This window comes from Anaerostipes sp. Marseille-Q3525, assembly GCF_018223505.1.
GTDB classification, from domain to species: Bacteria; Bacillota; Clostridia; order Lachnospirales; family Lachnospiraceae; genus Anaerostipes; species Anaerostipes amylophilus.
In genome coordinates, this window is record NZ_JAGTTT010000002.1 from 182210 (window position 1) to 205808 (window position 23599).

The window sequence follows — 23599 nt, forward strand, 5'->3', positions numbered from 1 at the left end:
AACACAAAGTTCAAAAGGAGAGTAAGAACTATGAGAAAGAAAATATTAACATTAGCAGTAGCAACAGTAGCAGCATCAAGCATCTTAACAGGATGTGGCGGAAGTTCAAGCAGTGATAAGAAAGCATCCGCTGACGAAAACATCACAGCAGTATCCAGAGAAGACGGATCAGGAACAAGAGGAGCTTTCATCGAATTATTCGGAATTGAAGAAAAAGACAAAGACGGAAATAAAGTAGACAAAACAACATCAAGTGTACAGATCACAAACTCAACATCAGTTATGATGACAACAGTTGCAGAAAATAAAGCAGCAATCGGATACATATCCTTAGGATCATTAAATGACACAGTAAAAGCAGTGAAGATTGATGGAGCTGAGGCAAGTGTGGATAATGTAAAGAATGGATCATATAAAATTGTTCGTCCATTTAATATTGTAACAAAAGACAAATTAAACAAACAGGCACAGGATTTTGAAAACTACATTATGAGTGCTGATGGACAGAAGATCATTCAGGATAATGGATACATCAAAGCAGACGAAAAGGCACCAGCTTACAAATCAAATGGAGCAAAAGGTAAAGTTGTAGTTGGTGGATCTTCATCAGTAACACCAGTTATGGAAAAATTAAAAGAAGCATATGCAAAAGCAAACAAAGATGTAACAGTTGAAGTACAGCAGAGCGATTCAACAACAGGTGTTACAAATGCGATCGAAGGAACATGTGATATCGGTATGGCATCTCGTGATCTTGCAGACAGCGAAACTAAAAAAGGTGTAAAAGCAACAGTTATCGCAAAAGATGGAATTGCAGTTATCGTAAACAAAGACAGCAAGGTTGATGAATTAACAAGTGCTCAGGTAAAAGATATCTACACAGGTAAAACAACAAAATGGGCAGATGTTAAATAAGAAGAAATCATCAATATAAAGGAATGGTAAGAATGAAGAAATATTCAGAAAAAATCATGCATGTCGTATTTTTGCTCGCAGCATGTGCCTCAATTCTGGCAGTAATTTTAATCTGTGCATTTCTGTTCGTGAATGGTATTCCTACGATCGGGAAGATTGGACTTGGAAATTTTGTATTAGGAAAGATTTGGATGCCAAAGAGTGGAATCTTTGGCATCTTCCCAATGATCATAGGAAGTATTTATGTAACAGCAGGTGCAATCTTAGTTGGAGTTCCAGTTGGAATCCTTACAGCAATCTATATGGCAAAGTTTTGTAATGAACGAGTTTATAAAATAGTGAAGCCAGCAGTTGATCTTCTGGCAGGAATCCCATCTGTTGTATATGGATTCTTTGGGATGGTTGTATTAGTACCAACTTTCCGTAATATGTTTGGAAATGGTAACTGTGTATTTACAGCATCTATTTTACTTGGGATCATGATCCTTCCAACAATTATTGGAGTATCAGAGAGTGCGATCCGTGCAGTTCCAGAAAGTTATTATGAAGGATCTTTAGGACTTGGAGCAAGTCATGAGAGAAGTGTATTCTTTGCAGTATTACCGGCAGCAAAATCAGGAATTCTGGCAGGAATCGTATTAGGAATCGGACGTGCGATCGGTGAGACAATGGCAGTTGTTATGGTAGCTGGAAATCAGGCGATCATTCCAGATGGAATGTTCTCTGGAGTTCGTACTTTAACTTCTAATATCGTCCTTGAAATGGGATATGCAACAGATCTTCACAGAGAAGCGTTGATTGCAACAGCAGTCGTATTATTTGTATTTATCTTAATGATCAACCTTTGTTTTGCAGTATTAAAGAGCAAGGAGGAACATTAAAATGGAAGCGGTGAGAGAAATGGAATCAGTAGAAAAGATCCAAGCGATCAATAAAACGTCTTGGATACAAAGAATGAAATCATATAAAAGAACGCCGTTATCCTTTGTGTTATGGCTTCTTGTAAATGTTGCCATGATCGCAACGGTTGCAGTACTGGCATATTTAATTGTATATATCCTTGTAAATGGAGTTCCATACTTAAATTCACAATTATTTGAACTAAAATATACGAGTGAGAATGCATCTGTATTCCCAGCAATCATTAATACATTGATCATGACAGTTTTATCTTTATTATTTGCAGTTCCACTTGGAATATTTGCAGCAATTTATTTAGTAGAGTATGCAAAACGTGGAAATAAATTAGTTGAGGTTGTTCGTTTAACAGCAGAAACATTATCAGGAATTCCATCGATCGTGTATGGATTATTCGGTATGTTATTTTTCGTAAAAGCACTAGGATGGGGATTATGTCTGTTATCTGGAGCAGCAACAATGGCAATCATGATCTTGCCTTTAATTATGAGAACGACAGAAGAAGCATTAAAATCTGTACCTGATTCTTACAGAGAAGGAAGTTTTGGACTTGGAGCAGGAAAGTTAAGAACTGTATTTCGTATTATCCTGCCATCAGCAGTTCCTGGAATCTTATCAGGAGTTATTTTAGGAATCGGACGTATCGTCGGTGAGACAGCAGCATTAATGTATACAGCAGGTACGATCGCAGAGATTCCAGCAAATGTCATGGGATCTGGACGTACACTGGCACTTCACATGTATGTATTATCCTGCGAGGGATTACATATCAATCAGGCATATGCAACAGCCGTTGTATTACTTCTGATCGTGCTTGTGATCAATGCCGTATCTTCATTTATTGCAAAACGAATTACGAAAGGGTAACCAATATGGATAGTAAAATGAAAGTTGAAAACCTTGATCTGTATTATGGAAAATTCAAGGCTTTAAAAAATATTAATCTGGATCTTCCCAAAAATGAGATTACAGCATTTATCGGACCATCTGGATGTGGAAAATCTACATTATTAAAATCATTAAACAGGATGAATGATCTTGTAGAAGGTTGTAAGATCACTGGGAAAGTGACATTAGACGGAGAAGACATTTATGGAGACATGGATGTGAATTTATTAAGAAAACGAGTTGGAATGGTATTCCAGAAACCAAATCCATTTCCAATGAGTATCTATGACAATATCGCATATGGACCAAGAACACATGGAATCCATAATAAAGCAAAGTTAGATGAGATTGTAGAAAAATCTTTAAGAAATGCAGCAATCTGGGATGAATTAAAAGACCGCTTAAAGAAGAGTGCATTAGGATTATCTGGAGGACAGCAGCAGAGACTATGTATCGCACGAGCTTTAGCAGTAGAACCAGAAGTTTTATTAATGGATGAACCAACATCAGCACTTGATCCAATTTCTACTTCCAAAATTGAAGATCTTGCGGTAGAATTAAAATCAAAGTATACGATCATCATGGTAACACATAATATGCAGCAGGCAGTCAGAATTTCCGATAATACAGCATTCTTCTTGTTAGGAGAGATGGTTGAGTATGGAAGATCAGAACAATTATTTTCCATGCCACAGGATAAGAGAACAGAAGACTATATTACAGGAAGGTTTGGGTGATTTAGATGAGAAACCGATTCGACAGACAGCTGCTTAAGTTAAACCAAGAGATGATCGACATGGGTTCTTTATGTGAAGAGATGATCACGGCAGCAGCAAAGATCGTTGCGACAAGAGATAAAGAACTGATGGAAGATATTTTTACAATGGAAGAAGAGATCAATCAGAAGGAGAGGGATATAGAGAGAATCTGTATGAAACTTCTGATGCAGCAACAGCCAGTGGCAAGCGATTTGCGTGTCATTTCAGCAGCCATGAAGATGGTTTCTGATATGGAACGTATTGGAGACCAGGCATGTGATATTACTGGAATCGCTAAAAAAGATGCAGAAGTTCTTACGATCAGAGAGAACACACATCTTGATAAGATGGCAAAAGCTACCATTAATATGGTAAGCAAGAGCGTACAGTCTTTTATCAAACAGAATCTTATGATCGCTCATGAAGTGATCGAACAGGATGATACCGTAGATGAATTATTTAACAAAGTAAAGAAAGAAACGATATCCCTGATTCATGAGGATCCTGGGAAAGGAGAAGAGTGCGTAGCCATCGTTATGATCGCCAAGTATTTTGAGCGAATTGGAGATCATGCAAGTAATATCGCTGAATGGGTCGAATTTGCGATCACTGGGGAATATAAAGGAGGAAGCCTGTGATTTTTGTTGTAGAAGACGATCCGAATATCAGAGAACTGGTAACATACACCTTACAAAGTACCGGATTTGATGCCTGCGGATTTGAAAATGGATCAGAGTTTTTAAAAGCTTTAAGTGATGGAGAGAAACCAGAACTGGTATTATTAGATATTATGCTTCCAGGGGAAGACGGAATATCAATTTTAGGAAAACTTCGCAAGAAATCAGCTACCAAAGATCTGCCGATCATTATGATGACAGCAAAAGGAACGGAGTATGACAAAGTGCTCGGACTAGACAGCGGGGCAGATGATTATATTACAAAACCATTTGGAATGATGGAACTTGTATCCAGAGTTAAAGCAGTATTAAGACGATCAAGAAGAGATGATAAGAAAGATGAGATCATGGTAGGTGATCTTAAGATTTATCCAAATAAACATAAAGTAAAATCTTGTGGAAATGAAGTAACACTTACGAACAAAGAATTTAAACTTCTGTGTTTGTTAGTAGAAAGTAAAGGGAATGTATTAAACAGAGATCAGCTTCTTACAAATATCTGGGGATATGATTTTGACGGAGAGACAAGAACTGTTGATGTACATATCCGTTCATTAAGACAGAAGCTTGGCGAATGCGGTAAACTTATTGAAACGGTCAGAGGAATTGGATACCGCATCGGGGGCAGTGAATAATGAAACGAAAGATATTTAACAATATGGTCTACATCGCAGTTGTGGCGGTATTGATCACAACGACACTCCTTGGAATGTTTACATATTATCGTTATATGGAACAAGTAAAATCGGGAATTAAAGATGAAGCGGCCTATCTGGCGGCTTCATTGAACGTTAAAGATAATCAGAATCTGAACAAATACAAGAATATCACGGTAAGCAGAATTACCAGAGTCGATCAGAATGGAAAAGTTATTTATGACAGTAGTGGAAAAGAAAAATCCATGGGAAATCATAAAAATCGTACAGAAATAAAAGAAGCTTATGAAAAAGGGCAAGGAGAAGATACTCGTATGTCCAATACATTAAGAAAACAAACATATTATTATGCGGTACGGTTAAAAGATGGAACCATTCTTCGAATGAGTCGGGAAACGCAGACCATCATAAAACAAATGGAAGATATCATACCGATCATCATGTTAATGCTGGCGGTTGTGACGATTTTATCAATGATCTTGTCCAAAATGTCGACGGATCGAATTGTAGAACCAATTAACCAGATAGACCTTATACACCCTAAAAAGAACAAAACCTATAGTGAGTTGACGCCATTGCTTGATAAGATTGAAAAACAGAATATGGATATTGAACGCCAGATCAAAGAGATCAAGGAAGCAGAGAATATGCGAAAAGAATTTTCAGCAAACGTATCTCATGAATTAAAAACTCCATTAACCACGATCTCAGGATATGCAGAACTTATGAAAGACGGTCTTGTAAAGCCAGAAGACATGCCAAGATTCTCAGCAACGATCTATGACGAAGCAAGACGACTGATCTCCATGATCGAAGGGATTATCAAACTGTCTCGATTGGACGAAAATCGGGTGCAGCTAGATTGGGAGAATGTTGATCTTTATGAGCTTGCTTTTACTATCAAAAATGATCTTACAAGAAGAAGTCAGGAAGAAGAGGTCGCAGTTCATATCCGAGGAGTACATACAAAGATCCGAGGAGTTCAGCAGATTTTATATGAGATGTTCTTTAACATATGTGAAAATGCGATCAAATATAATCACAAAGGAGGAGAAGTCGTATTTACGATCTCTAAGATGAACGATTATCCGATTGTAATTGTAGAAGACACAGGAATCGGTATTCCAAAAGAAGATCTTGACCGTATATTTGAACGTTTTTACAGAGTTGATAAGAGCCATTCAAATCAGAAGAAAGGTTCAGGATTAGGACTTTCCATTGTAAAACATGGAGCAAAATTCCATAATGCTGAGATGGAAGTTGATAGTGAGCTTGGAAAAGGAACGAAGATCACTATCATATTTCCAAAACAAAAATCTGATCTGTAACGATAGTCTAGAAAAGAGGTAAGAATAAATGTTTATTCTTATCTCTTTTTTTGTCATGCTCCATACATATTACATTAAATTTTCTGCATAAATCATAAAATAAGAAAAATACTAAAAAGAAAAAAGGAGACAATATAAAATGCAATTAAATCAAAGAAAAGCTGCGATCATAGGCTGTGGTTTTGTAGGAAGTGCAACTGCATTTTGCCTGATGCAAAGTGGATTGTTTTCAGAAATTGTTCTGCAGGATGTGGACAAAGATAAAGCAGAAGGAGAAGCAATGGATATTACACATGGAACACCATTTGCTGGAAGAATGAAGATATATGCCGGAAACTATAACGATATGATGGATGCTGCGGTCATTATAATTACTGCCGGTGCGAATCAGAAAGAAGGAGAAACAAGACTTGATCTTGTGAAGAAAAATAAGAAAATCTTTGAAGAAATCATACCAGAGATTTCAAACAGGGATTATGAAGGAATTCTTCTGATCGTATCAAATCCTGTTGATATATTGACATATACAGCGATCAAGATCAGTGGATTTGAGGAAAATCGTGTGATCGGGTCTGGAACAGTTCTTGATTCAGCGAGATTTCGCTATCTGTTAGGGGAACATCTTGATGTAGACAGTAGAAGTGTTCAGGCATTTATTATAGGAGAACACGGAGACAGCGAGATCGCGGCATGGAGCAGTGTTAATGTATCAGGAATCCCAGTCAATGATTTTTGCGAGATGCGGGGACATTATGACCATGAAGAGGCAATGAAAGCAATTGCAGATAATGTAAAAGAAAGTGCATATAAGATCATCAAGAGAAAAAAAGCAACGTACTATGGAATCGCAATGTCAGTAAAACGTATCTGCGAAGTGATCTTAAAAGACGAAAAAGCAATTCTTCCTGTCTCAACCATGATGCATGGGGCACATGGAATTGAAGATATTGTATTAAGTATGCCAGCAATCGTAGGAAAAAATGGAATTGAGACACAAGTACCGATCGAATTAAATGAGGAAGAAGAAAGGAAATTAAAGCAATCTGCCAGGATACTAAAACAAATGATTGGAATTAAAAAAAGATGATGTTAAAAGAGTAGATTTTGTGGACGGAAGGATGTAAAATCATATTGAGTGTATTAAGTTTTGGAAAGAGAGGTTCATATGAAGATATTATCATTTGGTTCATTAAATATTGATTATGTATATTCTGTCCCACATTTTGTGAAAAAAGGAGAAACGCTGTCAGCAAAAGAATTAAATGTATACACAGGTGGAAAAGGTTTAAACCAGTCCATTGCACTTGCACGTGCAGGGGTTGAAACATATCAGGCAGGTGCGATCGGTACAGATGGAATGTTTTTGCTGGAGCAGTTGAAAGAAGCAGGAGTGAAAACGGATCTTGTCAAAATTCTTGACGATGTAAGGACAGGAAATGCGATCATACAAAATGACGATGAAGGTGATAATTGTATCGTTTTATTTGGAGGAGCAAATCAGGCGATCACAAAAGAACAGGTTGATGAAGTCTTTAAAGATTTTACAAACGAAGATTATTTACTGATCCAAAATGAGATCAACGAACTTTCATATATTGTAGAGAAAGCTAAAGAAGAGGGAATGAAGATTATCTTAAATCCATCTCCGATGAATGAGAAGATCATGAAGCTTCCATTAGACCAGATTGATTATTTTATTTTAAATGAGATCGAGGCAATGCAGATCCTTGAAATGGGTAAGCCAGAAGAGATTGATGGAAAATATATTGCCAGTCTGTTACATGAGAGATTTAAAGATGCAACGATCGTGTTAACTTTGGGAAGTGAAGGGTCTGTTTGTATTTCTGATGATGAATATGTAGAACAGTCAATCTACAAGGTAAAAGCAATTGATACAACGGCAGCAGGAGATACCTATACAGGATATTTTATTGCAGGAATCTTAAATGGAAAGACGATCAAAGAATCAATGGATATTGCATCGAAAGCATCTGCGATCGCAGTTACCAGACAAGGGGCAGCACCATCGATTCCTGTTTTGGAAGAAGTAGAAGAATATAAATAAGATAGATAGTTATAACAAGGAAGAACGATGAAATTTAGAATTTTGTTGTTTTTCCTTGTTTTCTTAACTATATAATAACGCGCAGAAGAAAAAAATAAAAAAATTAGCACTCACCTCTTGACAGTGCTAATAATGAATGTTATATTACGAATAGAACAAAAGATAAATGGATATCTTAATATAGATAAATACCCATTGGTAAAGGAGGAAAGAGTATGAACATCAATAAATTTACACAGAAGTCCATCGAGGCAGTCAATCAGTGTGAGAAGATCGCCTACGATCATGGACATCAGGAAATAGATCAGGAACACTTCTTATACAGCTTGCTTACGATTGATGATAGTTTGATCGCAAGCCTGCTTGAAAAAATGGGAATAAACAAAGAGACATTTTTAAGTCAGGTACAGGAATTACTGAATAAGAAACCAAAAGTATCCGGCGGTCAGGTATATATGAGCAATGACCTCAATCAGGTACTTCTTCACGGAGAAGACGAGATGAAAGCCATGAAAGATGAATATGTATCTGTAGAACATTTATTCCTTGCGATGATCAAACATCCAAATAAAGCAATCAAAGAATTATTCCGTGCATATGGAATCACAAGAGATCGTTTCTTACAGGTTTTATCACAGATCCGTGGCGGACAGAAAGTCACAAGTGATAATCCAGAAGAAACATACGACAGCCTTGAAAAATACGGATATGATCTTGTAAAGAGAGCAAGAGAGCAGAAATTAGATCCAGTCATCGGACGTGACAGTGAGATCCGTAACGTGGTTCGTATCTTATCAAGAAAGACAAAGAATAACCCAGTATTAATTGGTGAACCTGGTGTTGGTAAGACAGCCGTTGTTGAGGGATTAGCACAGCGAATCGTTCGCGGTGACGTGCCAGATCAGTTAAAGGACAAGACAATCTTCTCACTGGATATGGGTTCCTTGGTAGCAGGTGCAAAATATCGTGGTGAATTTGAAGAACGTTTGAAAGCGGTACTAGAAGAAGTTAAGAAAAGTGATGGTCAGATCATCTTATTCATCGACGAGCTTCATACGATCGTTGGTGCAGGTAAGACAGATGGAGCTATGGATGCAGGAAATATGTTAAAACCAATGCTTGCCAGAGGTGAGTTACACTGCATCGGTGCTACAACCTTAGATGAATATCGCCAGTATATTGAGAAAGACCAGGCACTGGAACGTCGTTTCCAGCCAGTTATGGTCGATCAGCCAACTGTAGAAGATACGATCTCAATCTTAAGAGGTATCAAAGACAGATATGAAGTATATCACGGTGTTAAGATCACAGATGGTTCTCTGGTAGCAGCAGCAACTTTATCAAATCGTTATATCACAGATCGTTTCTTACCAGATAAGGCGATCGACTTAGTTGACGAAGCATGTGCTATGATCAAGACAGAGATGAACTCTCTGCCAGCAGAACTTGATGAAGTTCAGAGAAAGATCATGCAACTGGAGATAGAGGAGGCAGCACTTAAGAAAGAAGATGACAGATTAAGTAAAGAGCGTCTGGAAGAATTACAGAAAGAACTTGCTGAGATGCGAGAAGACTTCAAGGCAAGAAAAGCAAGATGGGAGAATGAGAAAGCTTCCGTTGAGAAAGTCTCCAAATTAAGAGAAGAGATTGAATCTGTAAACAGCGAGATTCAGATTGCCCAGAGAAATTACGACTTAAATAAAGCAGCTGAATTACAGTATGGTCGTTTGCCAGAATTGAAGAAACAGTTAGAAGAGGAAGAAGAACGTGTAGCGAAAGAAGATCGTTCTATGGTAAGAGAATCTGTCACAGAAGATGAGATCGCCAAGATCATTTCCCGCTGGACAGGAATTCCAGTAGCGAAACTTACTGAAAGTGAGAGAAACAAGACCTTACATCTTGATAAGATCCTTCATGAAAGAGTTGTTGGACAGGATGAAGCTGTGGAACTTGTCACAGAATCTATCATCCGTTCTAAAGCCGGAATTAAGGACCCAAGCAAACCAATTGGTTCTTTCTTATTCCTTGGGCCAACTGGTGTAGGTAAGACAGAACTTGCCAAAGCACTGGCAGAAAGCTTATTTGATAATGAACAGAACATTGTTCGTATTGATATGAGTGAATACATGGAGAAACACTCCGTGGCAAGATTGATCGGAGCGCCTCCGGGATATGTTGGATACGAAGAAGGAGGACAGTTAACAGAAGCTGTCAGAAGAAAACCTTATTCCGTTGTCTTATTCGATGAGATCGAGAAAGCCCATCCAGATGTATTTAATATCTTGTTACAGGTATTAGACGATGGACGAATCACAGATTCAAAAGGTAAGACAGTAGATTTTAAGAACACGATCTTGATCATGACATCTAATATCGGATCTTCTTATCTGCTAGAAGGAATCGATGAAGATGGCAATATCAAACCAGAAGCACAAGATATGGTTATGAATGACCTGAAGAATCATTTCAGACCAGAATTCTTAAACCGTCTGGACGAAACGATTATGTTCAAACCATTAACAAAAGCCAATATCACAAATATCATTGATTTACTGGTCAAAGACCTTAATCGTCGATTAGCAGACAAAGAATTAAGCGTTGAATTAACACCAGCAGCCAAGAACTATGTTGCCGATCATGGTTATGAACCAATGTATGGAGCAAGACCACTGAAGAGATATCTGCAGAAGAGTGTAGAGACACTGGCAGCAAGATTGATCTTAAGTGATGGAGTTGATGCTGAGGATACAATCTTAATTGATGTTGAGAATGATCAGTTAGTTGCTAAGGTTAAATAAAAATAAAAGAGGGAATGTCATCTTTGATGTTCTCTCTTTTTTTGTTCTGATGAGTTTGAAATTGAAATAAAATTTGTGTGACGATATAATTATATAGAACAAAAAAGAACCAGAGAAGATGCCGGTAGCGAATGTTGATTTGTTCAAAATATGAGCAAAATTCCACCGCAGCGCTTTCGGTTGCTTATTTATTTTTTATCATATACTCAAAATCTACAGTTGGCCAATTACAAAATTAAAATTTAAACTTGAATCCTCTCAGCAATTTCATTCCCAACAGCATATCGTTTTTTACCTACACCAATGATCATATAATCATGATTCTTACAAACAACACGCAGTTTACTCCCCTGCTCAATTTTCAGTTCGCGGAGTTTTTCAATAATATCAGGCAGACCTAATGCCCACTTGACTGTACAAGTTGTCCCTTGCATAACTTTTGTTAATGGTTGCATCATAATCCCTCCTTCAAACTTATTATGTAGCCTTTTCTTACATTTTATGAGTCCAAAGTAAGGTTAGTCAATCGCAACATATAAAAACTGTATCAACTTACAGAAAATAATGAAAAGATTATTCAGGAATGATTTCCCCGCAGATCAACTGGATACTTTCTGTGACCATTCCAAGATAATTGTCATCGATTAAAGCAATGATCTTATCTCCAGCAAGAATCTCTGTGCTTCCACGAGCAATGATCTCTTCGTCACCACGGTTTAAAGTAACGATCAGGCAATGATCGGGCCAAGGAATATCTTTTACTAGCTTACTAGCTGCAAGAGAACCAGTACCTACAGCGAATCCGCGAAGAATTTTATGATCAGCATCATCACTTTCTTTAAAACCATTTTTTGCTAAGATACGTCCAAGAAGACTTTCATAAATCGGTTCACTCTTTAACAGATGAGCGACAAGATAACTGATGATACATACAACTGCCAGTGACAGGAAATGTTCAAATGTACCAGTCATTTCAGCAATCAACAAGATACCAGTGATCGGTGCGCGTACGATCGCCGTAAAGAATCCTGCCATGGAAATTGTGATAAAGTTTACCAGATAATAGGAAGGAATTCCACTTGCCTGTATCATAATAGTTCCATAAATTGCTCCAATATAAGATCCAAGGATCAACATAGGAAAGAAAATTCCGCCAGGAGCACCAGATCCAAAACAAAATGCAGAAAATAAAAATTTGCATATCAGTAATAATAACATTGTAGAAACAAGTAATGTATGTCCTGTGATCAAAGAGACCATGGCATGCCCACCAGCTAAAATAGAAGGCAAAGTATAACAGACGATTCCAGATACCACGAAAGGAAATACAATACGGTATTTATCTGGAATTTTTTTCATAGCGCTAAAAAGATCCTGTCCTTTTAACATAACAAAGTTATAAAATGCACCACAACATCCAAGCAAAACTCCAAGAAGTACTAACATCCAGTAATGTTTTAAAGGCAGTGCTGCTGTTAGGTGAAAGTCGAAGACAGGAGATAATCCGAATACATTTTTTGAAATAAAATCGGAAGTAACACATCCTGAAATAATACAGACTAACATAGAACTATTAAAGTTTTTCTGTAATTCTTCAAGAGAAAACATAACACCAGCAAGTGGAGCATTAAAGGCAGCCGCAAGACCAGCACCAGCACCGCACGTCATCATATAACGTTCTTTTGTTGGAGATTTCTTAGTGATTTTAGAAAGACCTTTGGCAGACATGGCACCAAGTTGTACGGATGGGCCTTCACGTCCAAGAGACAAACCTCCAAGAATACATAAGGTACCACCGATGATCTTAGAACAAAGAACACGATACCAATTCTGATTTAAATAACCTTTCATTTCTCCCTGAACCTGAGGAATACCACTTCCGGAAGCCATTCCTTCCCAAGACATGATCCATCCAACGATCAATCCCATGATAATGAGAGCGATAAACCAGACTGCAATCCAGAAAGGTCTTGTTTTTGTAAATGCAATGATTGCAAATAATAGTTTTTCAGCGTTATTTAAAAGCAGACGATAAATGACAGAAATACAGCCAGCAAAGATTCCGACAAGAATTCCATCGAAGACAAGAGATACAGAAAAACCATGTGGATCTTCAAGTAAACTTTTCATTTGCTTCAAAATAATATCCTCCTTTTCTTTAAATAATTTATACCGAATTTTATTTTACTACAAATTATGATATAATGGGAAAAGATTTTAAAAAGGAGGTCGAAATATGCCGCCAATTACAAATGACTGGGCAGATTATTTAAAAGAAGAATATAAAAAGCCATACTATAGAAAACTTTATCAGAAGGTCATGGATGAATATCATACAAAGCTGATATTTCCTCCAGCAGATGATATCTTTAATGCATTCCATTTTACACCAGTAAAAGATGTAAAGGTTGTGATCTTAGGACAAGATCCATATCATGGAGATGGACAGGCTCATGGATTGTCATTTTCAGTGAAACCAGGAGTTGAAGCACCACCATCACTTGTGAATATTTATAAAGAACTGAATGAAGATCTAGGGTGCTATATTCCGAATAATGGATATTTAAAGAAATGGGCTGATCAGGGAGTTATGATGTTAAATACGGTGTTAACAGTGCAGGCACATCGTGCGAATTCCCACAGAGGTATTGGATGGGAAGAATTTACGGATGCTGCGATCAGAGTATTGAATCAGCAGGACAGACCAATTGTATTCATGCTTTGGGGGCGCCCGGCACAGAGTAAGAAAGCATTGCTTAATAATCCAAATCACTTGATTTTGGAGGCACCACATCCAAGTCCGTTATCCGCATACAGAGGATTTTTTGGATGTCATCATTTCAGTCAGGCAAATGAATTCCTAAAAGAACATGGGTTAGAGCCAATTGACTGGCAGATAGAGAATATTTAAGGGAGAAAAAGAGAGAATGAGCAAGATCATATTTTTTGATATTGATGGGACACTACATTATTCAGGAATTGGAATTCCACAATCAGCGGTAAAAGCAATAAATCAGCTGATCGCAAATGGACACAAGGCAGTTATGTGCACAGGAAGAAGCAAAGGAATGATGCCGGAAGAATATTTTCATATGGGATTTCATGGAATGATCTTAGGTGCAGGTGCTTATGTAGAATATGAGGGAAAAGTAATTCATAGAGAATTGATGACGAAACAGGAAGTGCAGACAGTTATTGATTGGGGTAAAAAGCAGAAGATCGGAATCATTCTGGAAGGTGAACAGCATGGATATTATGATCCAGACAACCATGATGACTATTATGTTGCAATGAAGAACAAGACAGAAGTTGACTGTGAAACAACATTATATCCGATCAGTGAAGCTGTTGATGTAGCTAAATGGACATATCATCATATGGATCTTGATTTAAAACCAGAGATCGAGGAGATTTTAGGACACAAATACAAAGGAACATATCATGAGCCAGTTAATTCTGTAGAATTTGTACCAATGGGAGTTAACAAGGCAAAAGGAATTGAAAGAATTCTTGAACATACAGGCATTTCAAGGGATGATTCCTATGCATTTGGAGACAGTGCAAATGATATTGACATGATTCAGTATGTAAAATATGGTACAGCAATGGGCAATTCAGTTCCAGAATTATTAGAAATCGCACCATATAAGACAGCAAGAGCAGATGAGGATGGAATTGAAAAAGGATTAAAAAAATTCGGTCTAATCTAATAAGAAAAAGGAGAAGGAGCATGAAAAATACTTTTAAAAAGATTACAGCGATAGCAGCAGTGTCATTATTGGCTGTATCACAAGTGCCAGCAGCAAATATTCTGGCAAAAGATGGAGTTGCAACACAAGAAAAAACAACAGCAAAACGGCCATCGATTTATGGAAAGTCAGGGATTGTCATTGATGCCAAATCAGGAAAGATACTATTTCAGAAGAAGATCGATGATCGTCATTATCCAGCAAGTATTACAAAGATCCTGACAACACTGGTAGCAATTGAGAATAATAAAGATCTTTATGATGAAGTTAATTTCTCAAGTTATGCGGTAAACAGTATTGAACCAGGAAGTACACATATTGGAATTCAGGCAGGTGAGAAGATTCCCTTGATCGATGTATTGAATGCAATTATGCTTGAATCTGCAAATGAAGCATGTAATGGAGCAGCAGAGCATACAGCAGGAACTACAAAGAAGTTTGTAGAATTAATGAATAAGAAAGCCGAAGAATTAGGATGTACAGGTTCTCACTTTGTAACAACAAATGGATTACATGATGATGATCATTATGTTACAGCAAGAGATATGGCTAAGATTTCAAAGGCAGCACTTGAGAATGAAACATTCCGCTATGTTGCATGTAAATCCAATTATTACATCGCACCAACGAATAAGGACAAACATGGAAAAGAACTCTGGAACCACCATAAGATGGTAAAACGAACTATGTATGTGTATGATGGAGTGGAAGGTGGAAAAACAGGGTATACAACAAAAGCAGGTGGAACACTTGTAACATTTGCAAAACGAGGAGATCAGGAACTGATCGTTGTGGATTTGTGTGCTCATGGATATGAATTATATGAAGACACGATCAAAATGTTAAACTATGGATTTAATAATTATAAAACCATTGCACCATTTAAGACAATGGAAATGGTATTACAGGATGATGAATACGGATTCCTTACAACAGGGAATAAATTATCACCATATAAGATTCCACTTAATCATTTAAAAGATGTAACAGTGATGTTAGAAAAAAACCAACCTGCTTCTAATCTTACATATAAATGCAAAGGAAGCAAATATACTGTAAGTTATAATGGAAAGCAGATTGGTTCTGGAAAATTAAAATAATATTAATTTGTCGAACGTAAGATGATAAGATTGAGGGCTTCTGGCATGATAGAGATATCAACCGGGAGTCCTTCTTCTAATATTTCACCATCATAGTCGATTGCGATTTCAGCAGTTTTTTCTGTTGGAAGAACAGATAAAGATTTTGTCTGGAAATATTCAATGGAAGGATGCTTTGGATGTTCACCTTGGAATAATTTAAAAATAAGATCTGGTGCTTCTGTAAGAAGTGCCATTTTTTTAATGATCATAACATCTAAATATCCATCAGAAACAGACGCAAGAGGGGCAGCATCAGCAAATCCTCCAACACTTTTTGAGTTTGCAACTAAAAAGAGCATGATATCTTCTGTTCCATTAAATTCCTTACTGTTAAATGTCAAAGTCATATTCTGTGCCAGCTGCTTTGGAAATTCTTTGACACCCTCCAGATAATATGCCATTTTACCAAGGACTGCTTTTTTGTCTTTTGGAACTTTGTAAGCAATATCTGTTAACATACCGGCAGCCAGAACATTAATAAAGTATTCATTATTAACACGTCCGACGTCAACTTTCTTGATCTGAAATTCTTTGATCATCTGACAGAAACCATCTGCTGTTTGTGGAAGCTTCATATATGTAGCGAAGTCATTAACTGTTCCAGCAGAAATGATAGCCATAGGAATATTGCTTTCGCTTAAGATCAGACCATTTGTGACCTCATTTAATGTACCATCACCGCCAACAGATACAACAAAGTCATATTCTCCCGGTTTTAATTCTGCAGCGCGGTTTTTGGCATCATCTTTACCTTTTGTATAAAAAACATCAATATGAGAACAAATCTGGTCAAGGATCAGAGTTGCCATGATATCTTTTAACATAGATTCAATATTTTGTTTACCAGATGATGGATTGATAATAAATAAACCTTTCATGAGATTCCTCCTTAATAAACATAAAGTGCCGGAAATGATGTATATAACTCCGGCACAAAAAACGTTCCCGAGGTGATTCGAACACCCGACCTACCGCTTAGGAGGCGGTCGCTCTATCCAGCTGAGCTACGGAAACATGTATATTCTCAATGAAATCTATTTTACAGATTCTTAACGAAAATGTCAATCAAAAACAGGAAAGAAATACTAAGCCTGTGACGGGTTGACTTTTTATTACTTTTTCTATAAAGTTATTATAATAAAGAAGAGGAAGAAAAACAATATTGTAATACACATAATATGAGTTGATAAAGGAGAAAACATTATGATAGGCAAAGTATTTGTATTTTTGGCAGATGGATTTGAAGAAATTGAAGGACTGACAGTTGTAGATATGCTGCGTCGTGCAGAGATCCCTACAGTTACAGTATCGATCGGGAATTCAAAAATGATCACAGGAGCACACCGCATCGAAGTGGAAGCGGACATTATGTTCCATGAAGTGATCGAAGCAGAAGGAGCGATGTATGTACTTCCTGGCGGAATGCCTGGAACAATTCACTTAAGAGAACATGAAGGTCTTGGTAAGGTGCTTAAAAAGGCATATAAGAATAATAAATACCTGGCAGCAATCTGTGCAGCACCAACAGTGCTTGAACAATATGGAATGTTAGAAGGAAGAAAAGCAACTTCATATCCTGCAATGGAAGAAGAATTAAAATCAGCAGATTACCAGACTGAAAAAGTTGTTGTAGACGGCAAGATCATCACAAGCCGTGGAATGGGAACGGCAATTGATTTTGCAGCGAAACTTGTTGAACTTTTAAAAGGAACAAAAGAAAAAGACGAATTACTGGAAAGTATCGTATATGGGGAATAGAAACTTATGGATAAATCAGAGAAAATCAGCTGGTTTGAGCAGTTTAAGATAGCATGCTTAAAACCAAGCCAGTACAAAAGACTTTTAGATCTTACGAAAGGAAAGGTGATCTTATTTCTTGCAGCGATCACGTTGATCATAACAATCCTTGGTTATGGTATGGACGTTGCAGGATTCAGTATCAGTGTCGGTGGCTTTAAGAACTTTATCATGGAAAGAATGCCTGTATTTGAATTAAAAGATGGAACGCTGAAGGTTGACCGTCAAATGGATTTTGATATTGCAGGAGTACATTTTATTGCGGATACATCAAAGAATAAAGTAAATGTGAATGATTTAAGCAATGAGTATTCGATGGAGATGGTATTTGCCAAAGATGAGATGGTTGTGAAGAATGCAGCAGTAGGCAATATGCTCAATAGAGTTTCATTTAAAGATTTTAAAGATGTTGTATTTAACAACAAAGCTATGACGGCCATGATACCGATAATTCATATTTTTATTGTGATTATGTTTTTCTCACAATGGATCGTGAATATTATCTCTTATCTGACAGTTGCAGTGTTTATCACAATGCTTGCATACTTTAATCAGAAAACAAGACTTGACCGTAAGAATAAAGATGAAGTGTCATTTGGAAAGATCTTTAAGCTTTCTATTTATGCAAGAGTGATCTTTGAACTGATAGAGACGATCGGAGTAACAGCGGGAGTGTCATTCTTTTCAGGAATGATCTGGATGTTTATTTCATATTTTGGAAGTTATGAACTCTTACTTGCAGGATTTATGCGTCCGGAAGATCAGAAGAAACCAGATGAGATGATGTAGAATAGAGTTAATAATAATTAAATATATTAAAGAGAAAGGCCTCGGACATTTGTCCGAGGCTTCTCTAATGTCATATGTAGTTTGGGTATTGTGTTGGGTCTTACTTTTAAGTTTCAAAATTAGTCGTCATTGTCAGTCAAATTCTAGTCATTCATTCGTCAAATTCTAGTCTTATTTTAGTCTTATTCTAGTCAACATAGTAAGTATGTGTTCAAGTCAATGATTAGTCCGTTACTAGTATGTCTGCAAGATGCCAAAAACTTGTCAAAGATTAGTGTACGGTGTTGTATAAAGTCTTAAGAAAGAATTCTGCTGATCTATGGAGAAGACCCAAGGAATTACCATAGATTAACAGTGTGATTATTACATCAGATGAACCAATATAATAAAAAAAGGCATTCCAATCCTATGATCGGAACACCTTTGTTCTTGAACAGTTTTAATTATACACATGACATAAAAAATGTCAATAAATTCATTTGTACATTTTGAAAAACATAAATAAATAATAATAAAAAGAGCAGATAGGGAAATCTGCTCTTTTTAAGGGGAGTATAAATAAATTAATAAGGGGTTATAATCGAAAATAAACATATCCTCGATGTCTTTATAATATATGACTGGTTGAAAAAAATCAAGTGTTTTTTTGAAAAAATCAAATAAATTTTTTTGAATAGATTGACAGGATTTTGTGCAAAATAAACCTGTATCACAAAGAAAGGAGAATGAACATGGCAAAGAATTGTTCAAATTCAAGTAACAAAAACCAGTCTTCCAACTCAAGCAACAACGGAGGATCAAACAAATCAAGCAATCAGAATAAAAACAAGAATCAGAACAGCTCAAAAAACAGCAGCAAAAATGCAAATGATGAGTACTAAGTAAGAAAGAGGGATCGCTTTGTAATGTATATAGCGATCCCTTTTTAGTTCCGAGAGTTTTAGATATGCATATGCTAACAAAAAGGGAACTTTTATGGAATTTGAGAATATATCATTAAAAGAAGGAATCAGGCTTTCAAGAGATAAACAACATTATATTTTAATGGATGTAAGGGAGGAAGATCGTTATAAAGAAGGACATTTGGAAGATGCACTAAGTTGTCCATATGGAATCTTAAAAGACTGTTATGAACAGATGATTGGGAAAAAGATCATCGTGTATTGTGATTTTGGGGGACAGAGTATGATGGCAGCAAGACATCTTAGAAAAGATGGATTTGAAGTTTACAATATTATTGGAGGTGTATATTACTATATGGAAGAAAAAGCAAAAAATCAAATGAAAACCAAACGGAAATAAGTCGGATGTATGTAGTTGACAGTTGACGAAAAATGGGGAAAAAGGTAGAATAGTGAAAGAATAAAAATACAAAGGAGAATGAATGAATACAGTCGAACTGATTGCACCATGCCATTTTGGGCTGGAAGCAGTATTAAAAAGAGAAATCCTAGATTTAGGATATGAGATCGTTAAAGTAGAAGACGGGAGAGTGACTTTTCGTACAGATTTAGAAGGAATCGCCCGTTCCAATATATTTTTAAGAACAGCAGAGAGAATCTTATTAAAAATAGGTTCTTTTAAAGCATATACATTTGATGATTTATTTGAAGGAACAAAGAAACTTCCATGGGAAGATTATATCCCAGAGAATGGACGTTTCTGGGTAAAGAAAGCATCTACAGCAAAGAGTAAATTATTCAGCGCACCGGATATCCAGTCAATCGTCAAGAAAGCCATGGTAGATCGTATGAAGTCAAAATATAAAGTATCATGGTTTAATGAAGATGGAGATGACTATCCGGTACGCGTCTTCATTTTAAAGGATCAGGTAACCATAAGTTTAGACACAACAGGAACACCACTTCACAAGCGTGGATACCGTAAGTTAGTCAGTGAAGCACCAATCCGTGAGACATTGGCAGCAGCCTTGCTTATGCTAACACCATGGCACAAAGACAGAATCTTAGTGGATCCATTTTGTGGAAGTGGAACATTTTTGATTGAAGCTGCTATGATGGGGTTAAATATGGCTCCTGGAATGAATCGTTCTTTTGAATCAGAACATTGGAGCAATTTTCTTCCAAAGAAAGTATGGTATGATGCGATCGATGAAGCAAATGATCTGGTAAATTACGATGTAGAAATGGATCTTCAGGGATATGATAAAGATCCTAGAATGTTAAAGATTGCAAGGGCGAATGCACAGGATGCAGAAGTCGATCATCTGATCCATTTTCAGCAAAGAGAAGTTAAAGATTTAAGGCATCCAAAACCATATGGATTTGTCATTGCGAATCCGCCATATGGAGAACGACTGGAAGATCAGGAGACATTACCTCAATTATACACAGAGATGAAAGAAGCGTTTGACCGCTTAGATACATGGTCTAAGTATGTTATTACTTCTTATGAGGATACAGAAAAATATCTTGGAAAACCAACAAAGAAACGTAAAGTTTATAATGGAATGATCCGAGGAGAATTCTATCAGTACCTTGGGCCAAAACCGCCAAGAAGGAGAAAATAAATGAGACAGAGATTAATCTTTGCTACAGGCAACGAACATAAGATGAAAGAGATCAGAGAGATTTTAGATGAGTCCAAATACGAGATCGTATCCATGAAAGAAGCAGGAGTGGATATCGATATTGTGGAAGATGGAACGACATTTGAGGAAAATGCACTGATCAAAGCGAAAGCAGTTATGAAAGTCACAGGGCAGTTAACACTTGCTGATGACTCAGGATTAGAGATTGATGCACTGAATGGTGAACCGGGAATTTATTCTTCTAGATATCTTGGAGAAGACACTTCGTATGTGAAGAAAAACAGTGTGATCCTTGAAAGATTGAAAGATGTACCAGAAGAAAAAAGAAGTGCAAGATTCGTTTGTGCGGTCGCAGCTGCATTTCCGGATGGACAAAGTAAGGTAATTCGTGGTACTATGGAAGGGAGTATAGGATATGAGATCAAAGGGGAGAATGGATTTGGTTATGATCCAATCTTCTATTTACCACAATATGGAAAATACAGTGCCGAACTAACCAGTGATGAGAAGAATGCCATCAGCCACAGAGGAGAGGCACTAAGACGTATTAGAGAAGTTTTGTAAATAAAATGAGGAGAAAGTTTATGAGGATTTTAGTGATCAGTGATTCCCATGGACGTAATGATGATATCGAGGGTGTCTTAAAGCAGGTAGGTGACATCGACATGATGATTCACTGCGGAGATGTGGAACGTGGAGATTCATACATACGAGAAATAGCGGGCTGTCCGGTAGTCATGGTCGCAGGTAACAACGATTATTACTTGGATCTTCCGAACGAAGAAGAGATACGGCTTGGAGACTATAAGGTGTTAGTGACTCATGGACATAACTATTATGTAAACTCAGGTGTGGATTATCTAAGAGAACATGCGTTGGAAATGGGATATGATGTAGTGATGTATGGACATACACATGTACCATTCATTGAGATTGGGGATGATGTAACGATTTTGAATCCAGGAAGTATTTCCTATCCTCGTCAGGCAGGAAGGAAACCAACTTTCCTGATCATGGAGATTGACGAAGAAGGACAAGCACATTATGCCCATGGATATTACAAAGAACAGTTTGACGAATTGATGTTATAGCTAGAATGATGGAAGTACCAAGATGGTATTTCCATCTTTTTTCTGTGACAGCTTATGTATAGAAAGAAGTTTGTGTTAGATAGAATAAAAAGAAAGGGATGACAATGAAGAAGAAAGATATCATTGAAGGAAAGATCATAAAGACAGAATTTCCAAACAAGGGAACTTTTATCTGTGAAGACCAGAAAGTCACAGTCAAAGGTGTCATAAATGGTCAGAGGATCAAAGGTCAGGTAACAAAGAAGAGAAAAAGCGGATGTGTGGTAAGACTATTAGATGTCTTAGAGAAATCTCCATTAGAAGATGCAAAACCTGTCTGTCCACATTTTGGGATCTGTGGTGGTTGTTTTTATCAGACAGTATCTTATGAGAATCAGTTAAAGATCAAAGAAGGTATGGTACGTGATCTGTTAAAAGATTATGTAAATGATGATATATGGGAAGAAATTAAAGGAAGTCCAAAAGTACACGGATATCGTAATAAGATGGAATTTTCCTTTGGAGATGAAGTAAAAGATGGTCCATTAGCACTTGGAATGCACAAAAAGAACACATTTCACGATATTGTAAACATCACAGACTGCCAGATTGTGGATAATGATTACAATTCTATCGTAAAATGTGCATTAAATGTTGCACAGCAGATGGAACTGCCATTTTATCACAAAATGCGCCACGAAGGATACTTTAGACACCTGGTTGTAAGAAGATCAGAAAGTTCAGGAAATCTATTGATCAATATCGTAACAACATCACAGGCAGAAGCAGATCTTAGCAAGCTAAGTGAAGCATTATTAGAATTACCATTAAATGGAAAAATTATTGGAATTCTTCATACAACAAATGACAGCCTTGCAGATGTTGTACAGGCAGATAAGATTGATATTTTATATGGGAAAGATTATTTTTATGAGGAAATTCTTGGATTAAAATTTAAGATTTCACCATTTTCATTCTTCCAGACAAATACATTAGGGGCAGAAGTATTATATAAGACTGCCAGAGAGTTTGTCGGGGAGACAAAAGACAAAGTAATCTTTGACTTATACAGCGGAACCGGAACAATCGCACAGATGCTAGCACCAGTTGCAAAGAAAGTTGTTGGAGTCGAGATTGTTGAGGAAGCGGTAGAAGCAGCGAAAGTGAATGCCAAGTTAAATGGACTCGATAACTGTGAATTTATTGCAGGAGATGTACTAAAAGTTGTGGATGAATTAGAAGATAAACCGGATTTTATCGTACTTGATCCTCCTAGAGATGGGATTCATCCAAAAGCAATTCAGAAGATTATTGATTTTGGGGTAGAACAGATGGTATATATCAGCTGTAAACCGACAAGCCTGGCAAGAGATCTGGAAGTGTTTGAGGCAGCAGGATATAAAGTTATGAGGGCTACAGCCGTGGATCAGTTCCCGAATACAGTTCATATCGAGAGTATGGTGTTGATACAAAAGGACAATATCTAAAAATCCTTGAG

At 36.9% G+C, this 23599-nt stretch carries 24 protein-coding genes and 1 tRNA gene; 21 read left to right on the forward strand and 4 right to left on the reverse strand.

What is annotated here, in order from left to right; translation table 11 throughout:
- The first annotated feature begins 30 nt into the window (after positions 1–30).
- The 10 genes from KE503_RS02125 to clpB all read left to right on the forward strand — a co-directional run bounded on the left by KE503_RS02125 (position 31) and on the right by clpB (position 11003).
- The gene (locus tag KE503_RS02125; protein ID WP_212384366.1) at positions 31–915 is read left to right on the forward strand and encodes a substrate-binding domain-containing protein; all 885 of its coding nucleotides are present in this window, start codon (positions 31–33) and stop codon (positions 913–915) included.
- 32 nt (positions 916–947) lie between these two features.
- Positions 948–1796 carry a phosphate ABC transporter permease subunit PstC gene (pstC, locus tag KE503_RS02130; protein ID WP_212384367.1) on the forward strand — a complete coding sequence of 283 codons (849 nt, stop codon included), beginning with the start codon at positions 948–950 and terminating at the stop codon, positions 1794–1796.
- Between the two features lies 1 nt (position 1797).
- Positions 1798–2700, forward strand: coding sequence for a phosphate ABC transporter permease PstA (pstA, locus tag KE503_RS02135; protein WP_212384368.1), 903 nt, complete (start codon positions 1798–1800; stop codon positions 2698–2700).
- Positions 2701–2705: 5 nt separating this feature from the next.
- Positions 2706–3458, forward strand: a complete 753-nt coding sequence (gene pstB, locus KE503_RS02140) for a phosphate ABC transporter ATP-binding protein PstB (RefSeq protein WP_022375181.1) — start codon at positions 2706–2708, stop codon at positions 3456–3458.
- Between the two features lie 5 nt (positions 3459–3463).
- Entirely contained in the window at positions 3464–4117 is a 654-nt protein-coding gene (phoU, locus tag KE503_RS02145; protein ID WP_212384369.1) for a phosphate signaling complex protein PhoU, read from the forward strand.
- Positions 4114–4791 (forward strand): winged helix-turn-helix domain-containing protein, encoded by a 678-nt coding sequence (locus KE503_RS02150; protein ID WP_212384370.1) that lies wholly within the window; start codon positions 4114–4116, stop codon positions 4789–4791. The genes phoU and KE503_RS02150 overlap by 4 nt, the downstream gene beginning before the upstream one ends.
- On the forward strand, positions 4791–6140 hold the full coding sequence (locus tag KE503_RS02155; RefSeq protein WP_117944192.1) for a sensor histidine kinase: 1350 nt from the start codon (positions 4791–4793) through the stop codon (positions 6138–6140). The genes KE503_RS02150 and KE503_RS02155 overlap by 1 nt, the downstream gene beginning before the upstream one ends.
- Positions 6141–6279: 139 nt before the next feature.
- Positions 6280–7227 carry an L-lactate dehydrogenase gene (locus KE503_RS02160; protein ID WP_212384371.1) on the forward strand — a complete coding sequence of 316 codons (948 nt, stop codon included), beginning with the start codon at positions 6280–6282 and terminating at the stop codon, positions 7225–7227.
- A 78-nt stretch (positions 7228–7305) separates the two neighbouring features.
- Positions 7306–8205: a ribokinase gene (locus KE503_RS02165; protein WP_212384372.1), complete on the forward strand. Its 900-nt coding sequence runs from the start codon at positions 7306–7308 to the stop codon at positions 8203–8205.
- Between the two features lie 215 nt (positions 8206–8420).
- The gene (gene clpB / locus KE503_RS02170; RefSeq protein ID WP_055196214.1) at positions 8421–11003 is read left to right on the forward strand and encodes an ATP-dependent chaperone ClpB; all 2583 of its coding nucleotides are present in this window, start codon (positions 8421–8423) and stop codon (positions 11001–11003) included.
- A 242-nt stretch (positions 11004–11245) separates the two neighbouring features.
- On the opposite strand, the gene KE503_RS02175 is transcribed toward clpB, so the two are convergent.
- Together KE503_RS02175 and KE503_RS02180 are read right to left on the reverse strand one after the other, a co-directional pair.
- The gene (locus KE503_RS02175) at positions 11246–11461 is read right to left on the reverse strand and encodes a FeoA family protein (RefSeq protein WP_242852069.1); all 216 of its coding nucleotides are present in this window, start codon (positions 11459–11461) and stop codon (positions 11246–11248) included.
- A 115-nt stretch (positions 11462–11576) separates the two neighbouring features.
- Entirely contained in the window at positions 11577–13133 is a 1557-nt protein-coding gene (locus KE503_RS02180) for a ClC family H(+)/Cl(-) exchange transporter (protein ID WP_212384384.1), read from the reverse strand.
- Positions 13134–13239: 106 nt separating this feature from the next.
- Between KE503_RS02180 and ung the strand changes: the two genes are divergently transcribed.
- From ung to KE503_RS02195, 3 genes are read left to right on the forward strand one after another with little or no spacing between them, the layout of a single operon-like run.
- Positions 13240–13914 (forward strand): uracil-DNA glycosylase, encoded by a 675-nt coding sequence (ung, locus tag KE503_RS02185; protein WP_022375172.1) that lies wholly within the window; start codon positions 13240–13242, stop codon positions 13912–13914.
- 16 nt (positions 13915–13930) lie between these two features.
- Complete coding sequence (locus tag KE503_RS02190) at positions 13931–14713, forward strand: Cof-type HAD-IIB family hydrolase (RefSeq protein WP_212384373.1); 783 nt, start codon at positions 13931–13933, stop codon at positions 14711–14713.
- A 20-nt stretch (positions 14714–14733) separates the two neighbouring features.
- Complete coding sequence (locus KE503_RS02195) at positions 14734–15852, forward strand: D-alanyl-D-alanine carboxypeptidase family protein (protein ID WP_212384374.1); 1119 nt, start codon at positions 14734–14736, stop codon at positions 15850–15852.
- A 2-nt stretch (positions 15853–15854) separates the two neighbouring features.
- Here the strand turns inward: KE503_RS02195 and KE503_RS02200 are convergent, their stop codons facing one another.
- Both KE503_RS02200 and KE503_RS02205 read right to left on the reverse strand, forming a co-directional pair.
- A complete protein-coding gene (locus KE503_RS02200) occupies positions 15855–16772 on the reverse strand; it encodes a diacylglycerol/lipid kinase family protein (protein WP_212384375.1) in 918 nt (305 codons plus the stop codon).
- A gap of 62 nt (positions 16773–16834) precedes the next feature.
- Positions 16835–16908, reverse strand: a tRNA-Arg gene (locus KE503_RS02205).
- A gap of 192 nt (positions 16909–17100) precedes the next feature.
- Between KE503_RS02205 and KE503_RS02210 the strand changes: the two genes are divergently transcribed.
- The 8 genes from KE503_RS02210 to rlmD all read left to right on the forward strand — a co-directional run bounded on the left by KE503_RS02210 (position 17101) and on the right by rlmD (position 23588).
- Positions 17101–17652 carry a DJ-1 family glyoxalase III gene (locus KE503_RS02210; protein ID WP_431833211.1) on the forward strand — a complete coding sequence of 184 codons (552 nt, stop codon included), beginning with the start codon at positions 17101–17103 and terminating at the stop codon, positions 17650–17652.
- A 6-nt stretch (positions 17653–17658) separates the two neighbouring features.
- On the forward strand, positions 17659–18480 hold the full coding sequence (locus KE503_RS02215; protein ID WP_022375167.1) for a DUF1189 family protein: 822 nt from the start codon (positions 17659–17661) through the stop codon (positions 18478–18480).
- A gap of 731 nt (positions 18481–19211) precedes the next feature.
- A complete protein-coding gene (locus tag KE503_RS02220; protein WP_022375166.1) occupies positions 19212–19361 on the forward strand; it encodes a hypothetical protein in 150 nt (49 codons plus the stop codon).
- Positions 19362–19455: 94 nt separating this feature from the next.
- Complete coding sequence (locus tag KE503_RS02225) at positions 19456–19782, forward strand: rhodanese-like domain-containing protein (protein ID WP_022375165.1); 327 nt, start codon at positions 19456–19458, stop codon at positions 19780–19782.
- 82 nt (positions 19783–19864) lie between these two features.
- The gene (locus KE503_RS02230) at positions 19865–21010 is read left to right on the forward strand and encodes a THUMP domain-containing class I SAM-dependent RNA methyltransferase (RefSeq protein WP_022375164.1); all 1146 of its coding nucleotides are present in this window, start codon (positions 19865–19867) and stop codon (positions 21008–21010) included.
- Positions 21011–21595: an XTP/dITP diphosphatase gene (locus tag KE503_RS02235; RefSeq protein WP_022375163.1), complete on the forward strand. Its 585-nt coding sequence runs from the start codon at positions 21011–21013 to the stop codon at positions 21593–21595.
- Between the two features lie 20 nt (positions 21596–21615).
- The gene (locus KE503_RS02240; RefSeq protein ID WP_022375162.1) at positions 21616–22122 is read left to right on the forward strand and encodes a metallophosphoesterase; all 507 of its coding nucleotides are present in this window, start codon (positions 21616–21618) and stop codon (positions 22120–22122) included.
- A 104-nt stretch (positions 22123–22226) separates the two neighbouring features.
- Positions 22227–23588 carry a 23S rRNA (uracil(1939)-C(5))-methyltransferase RlmD gene (gene rlmD / locus KE503_RS02245; protein ID WP_022375161.1) on the forward strand — a complete coding sequence of 454 codons (1362 nt, stop codon included), beginning with the start codon at positions 22227–22229 and terminating at the stop codon, positions 23586–23588.
- Positions 23589–23599 lie beyond the last annotated feature (11 nt).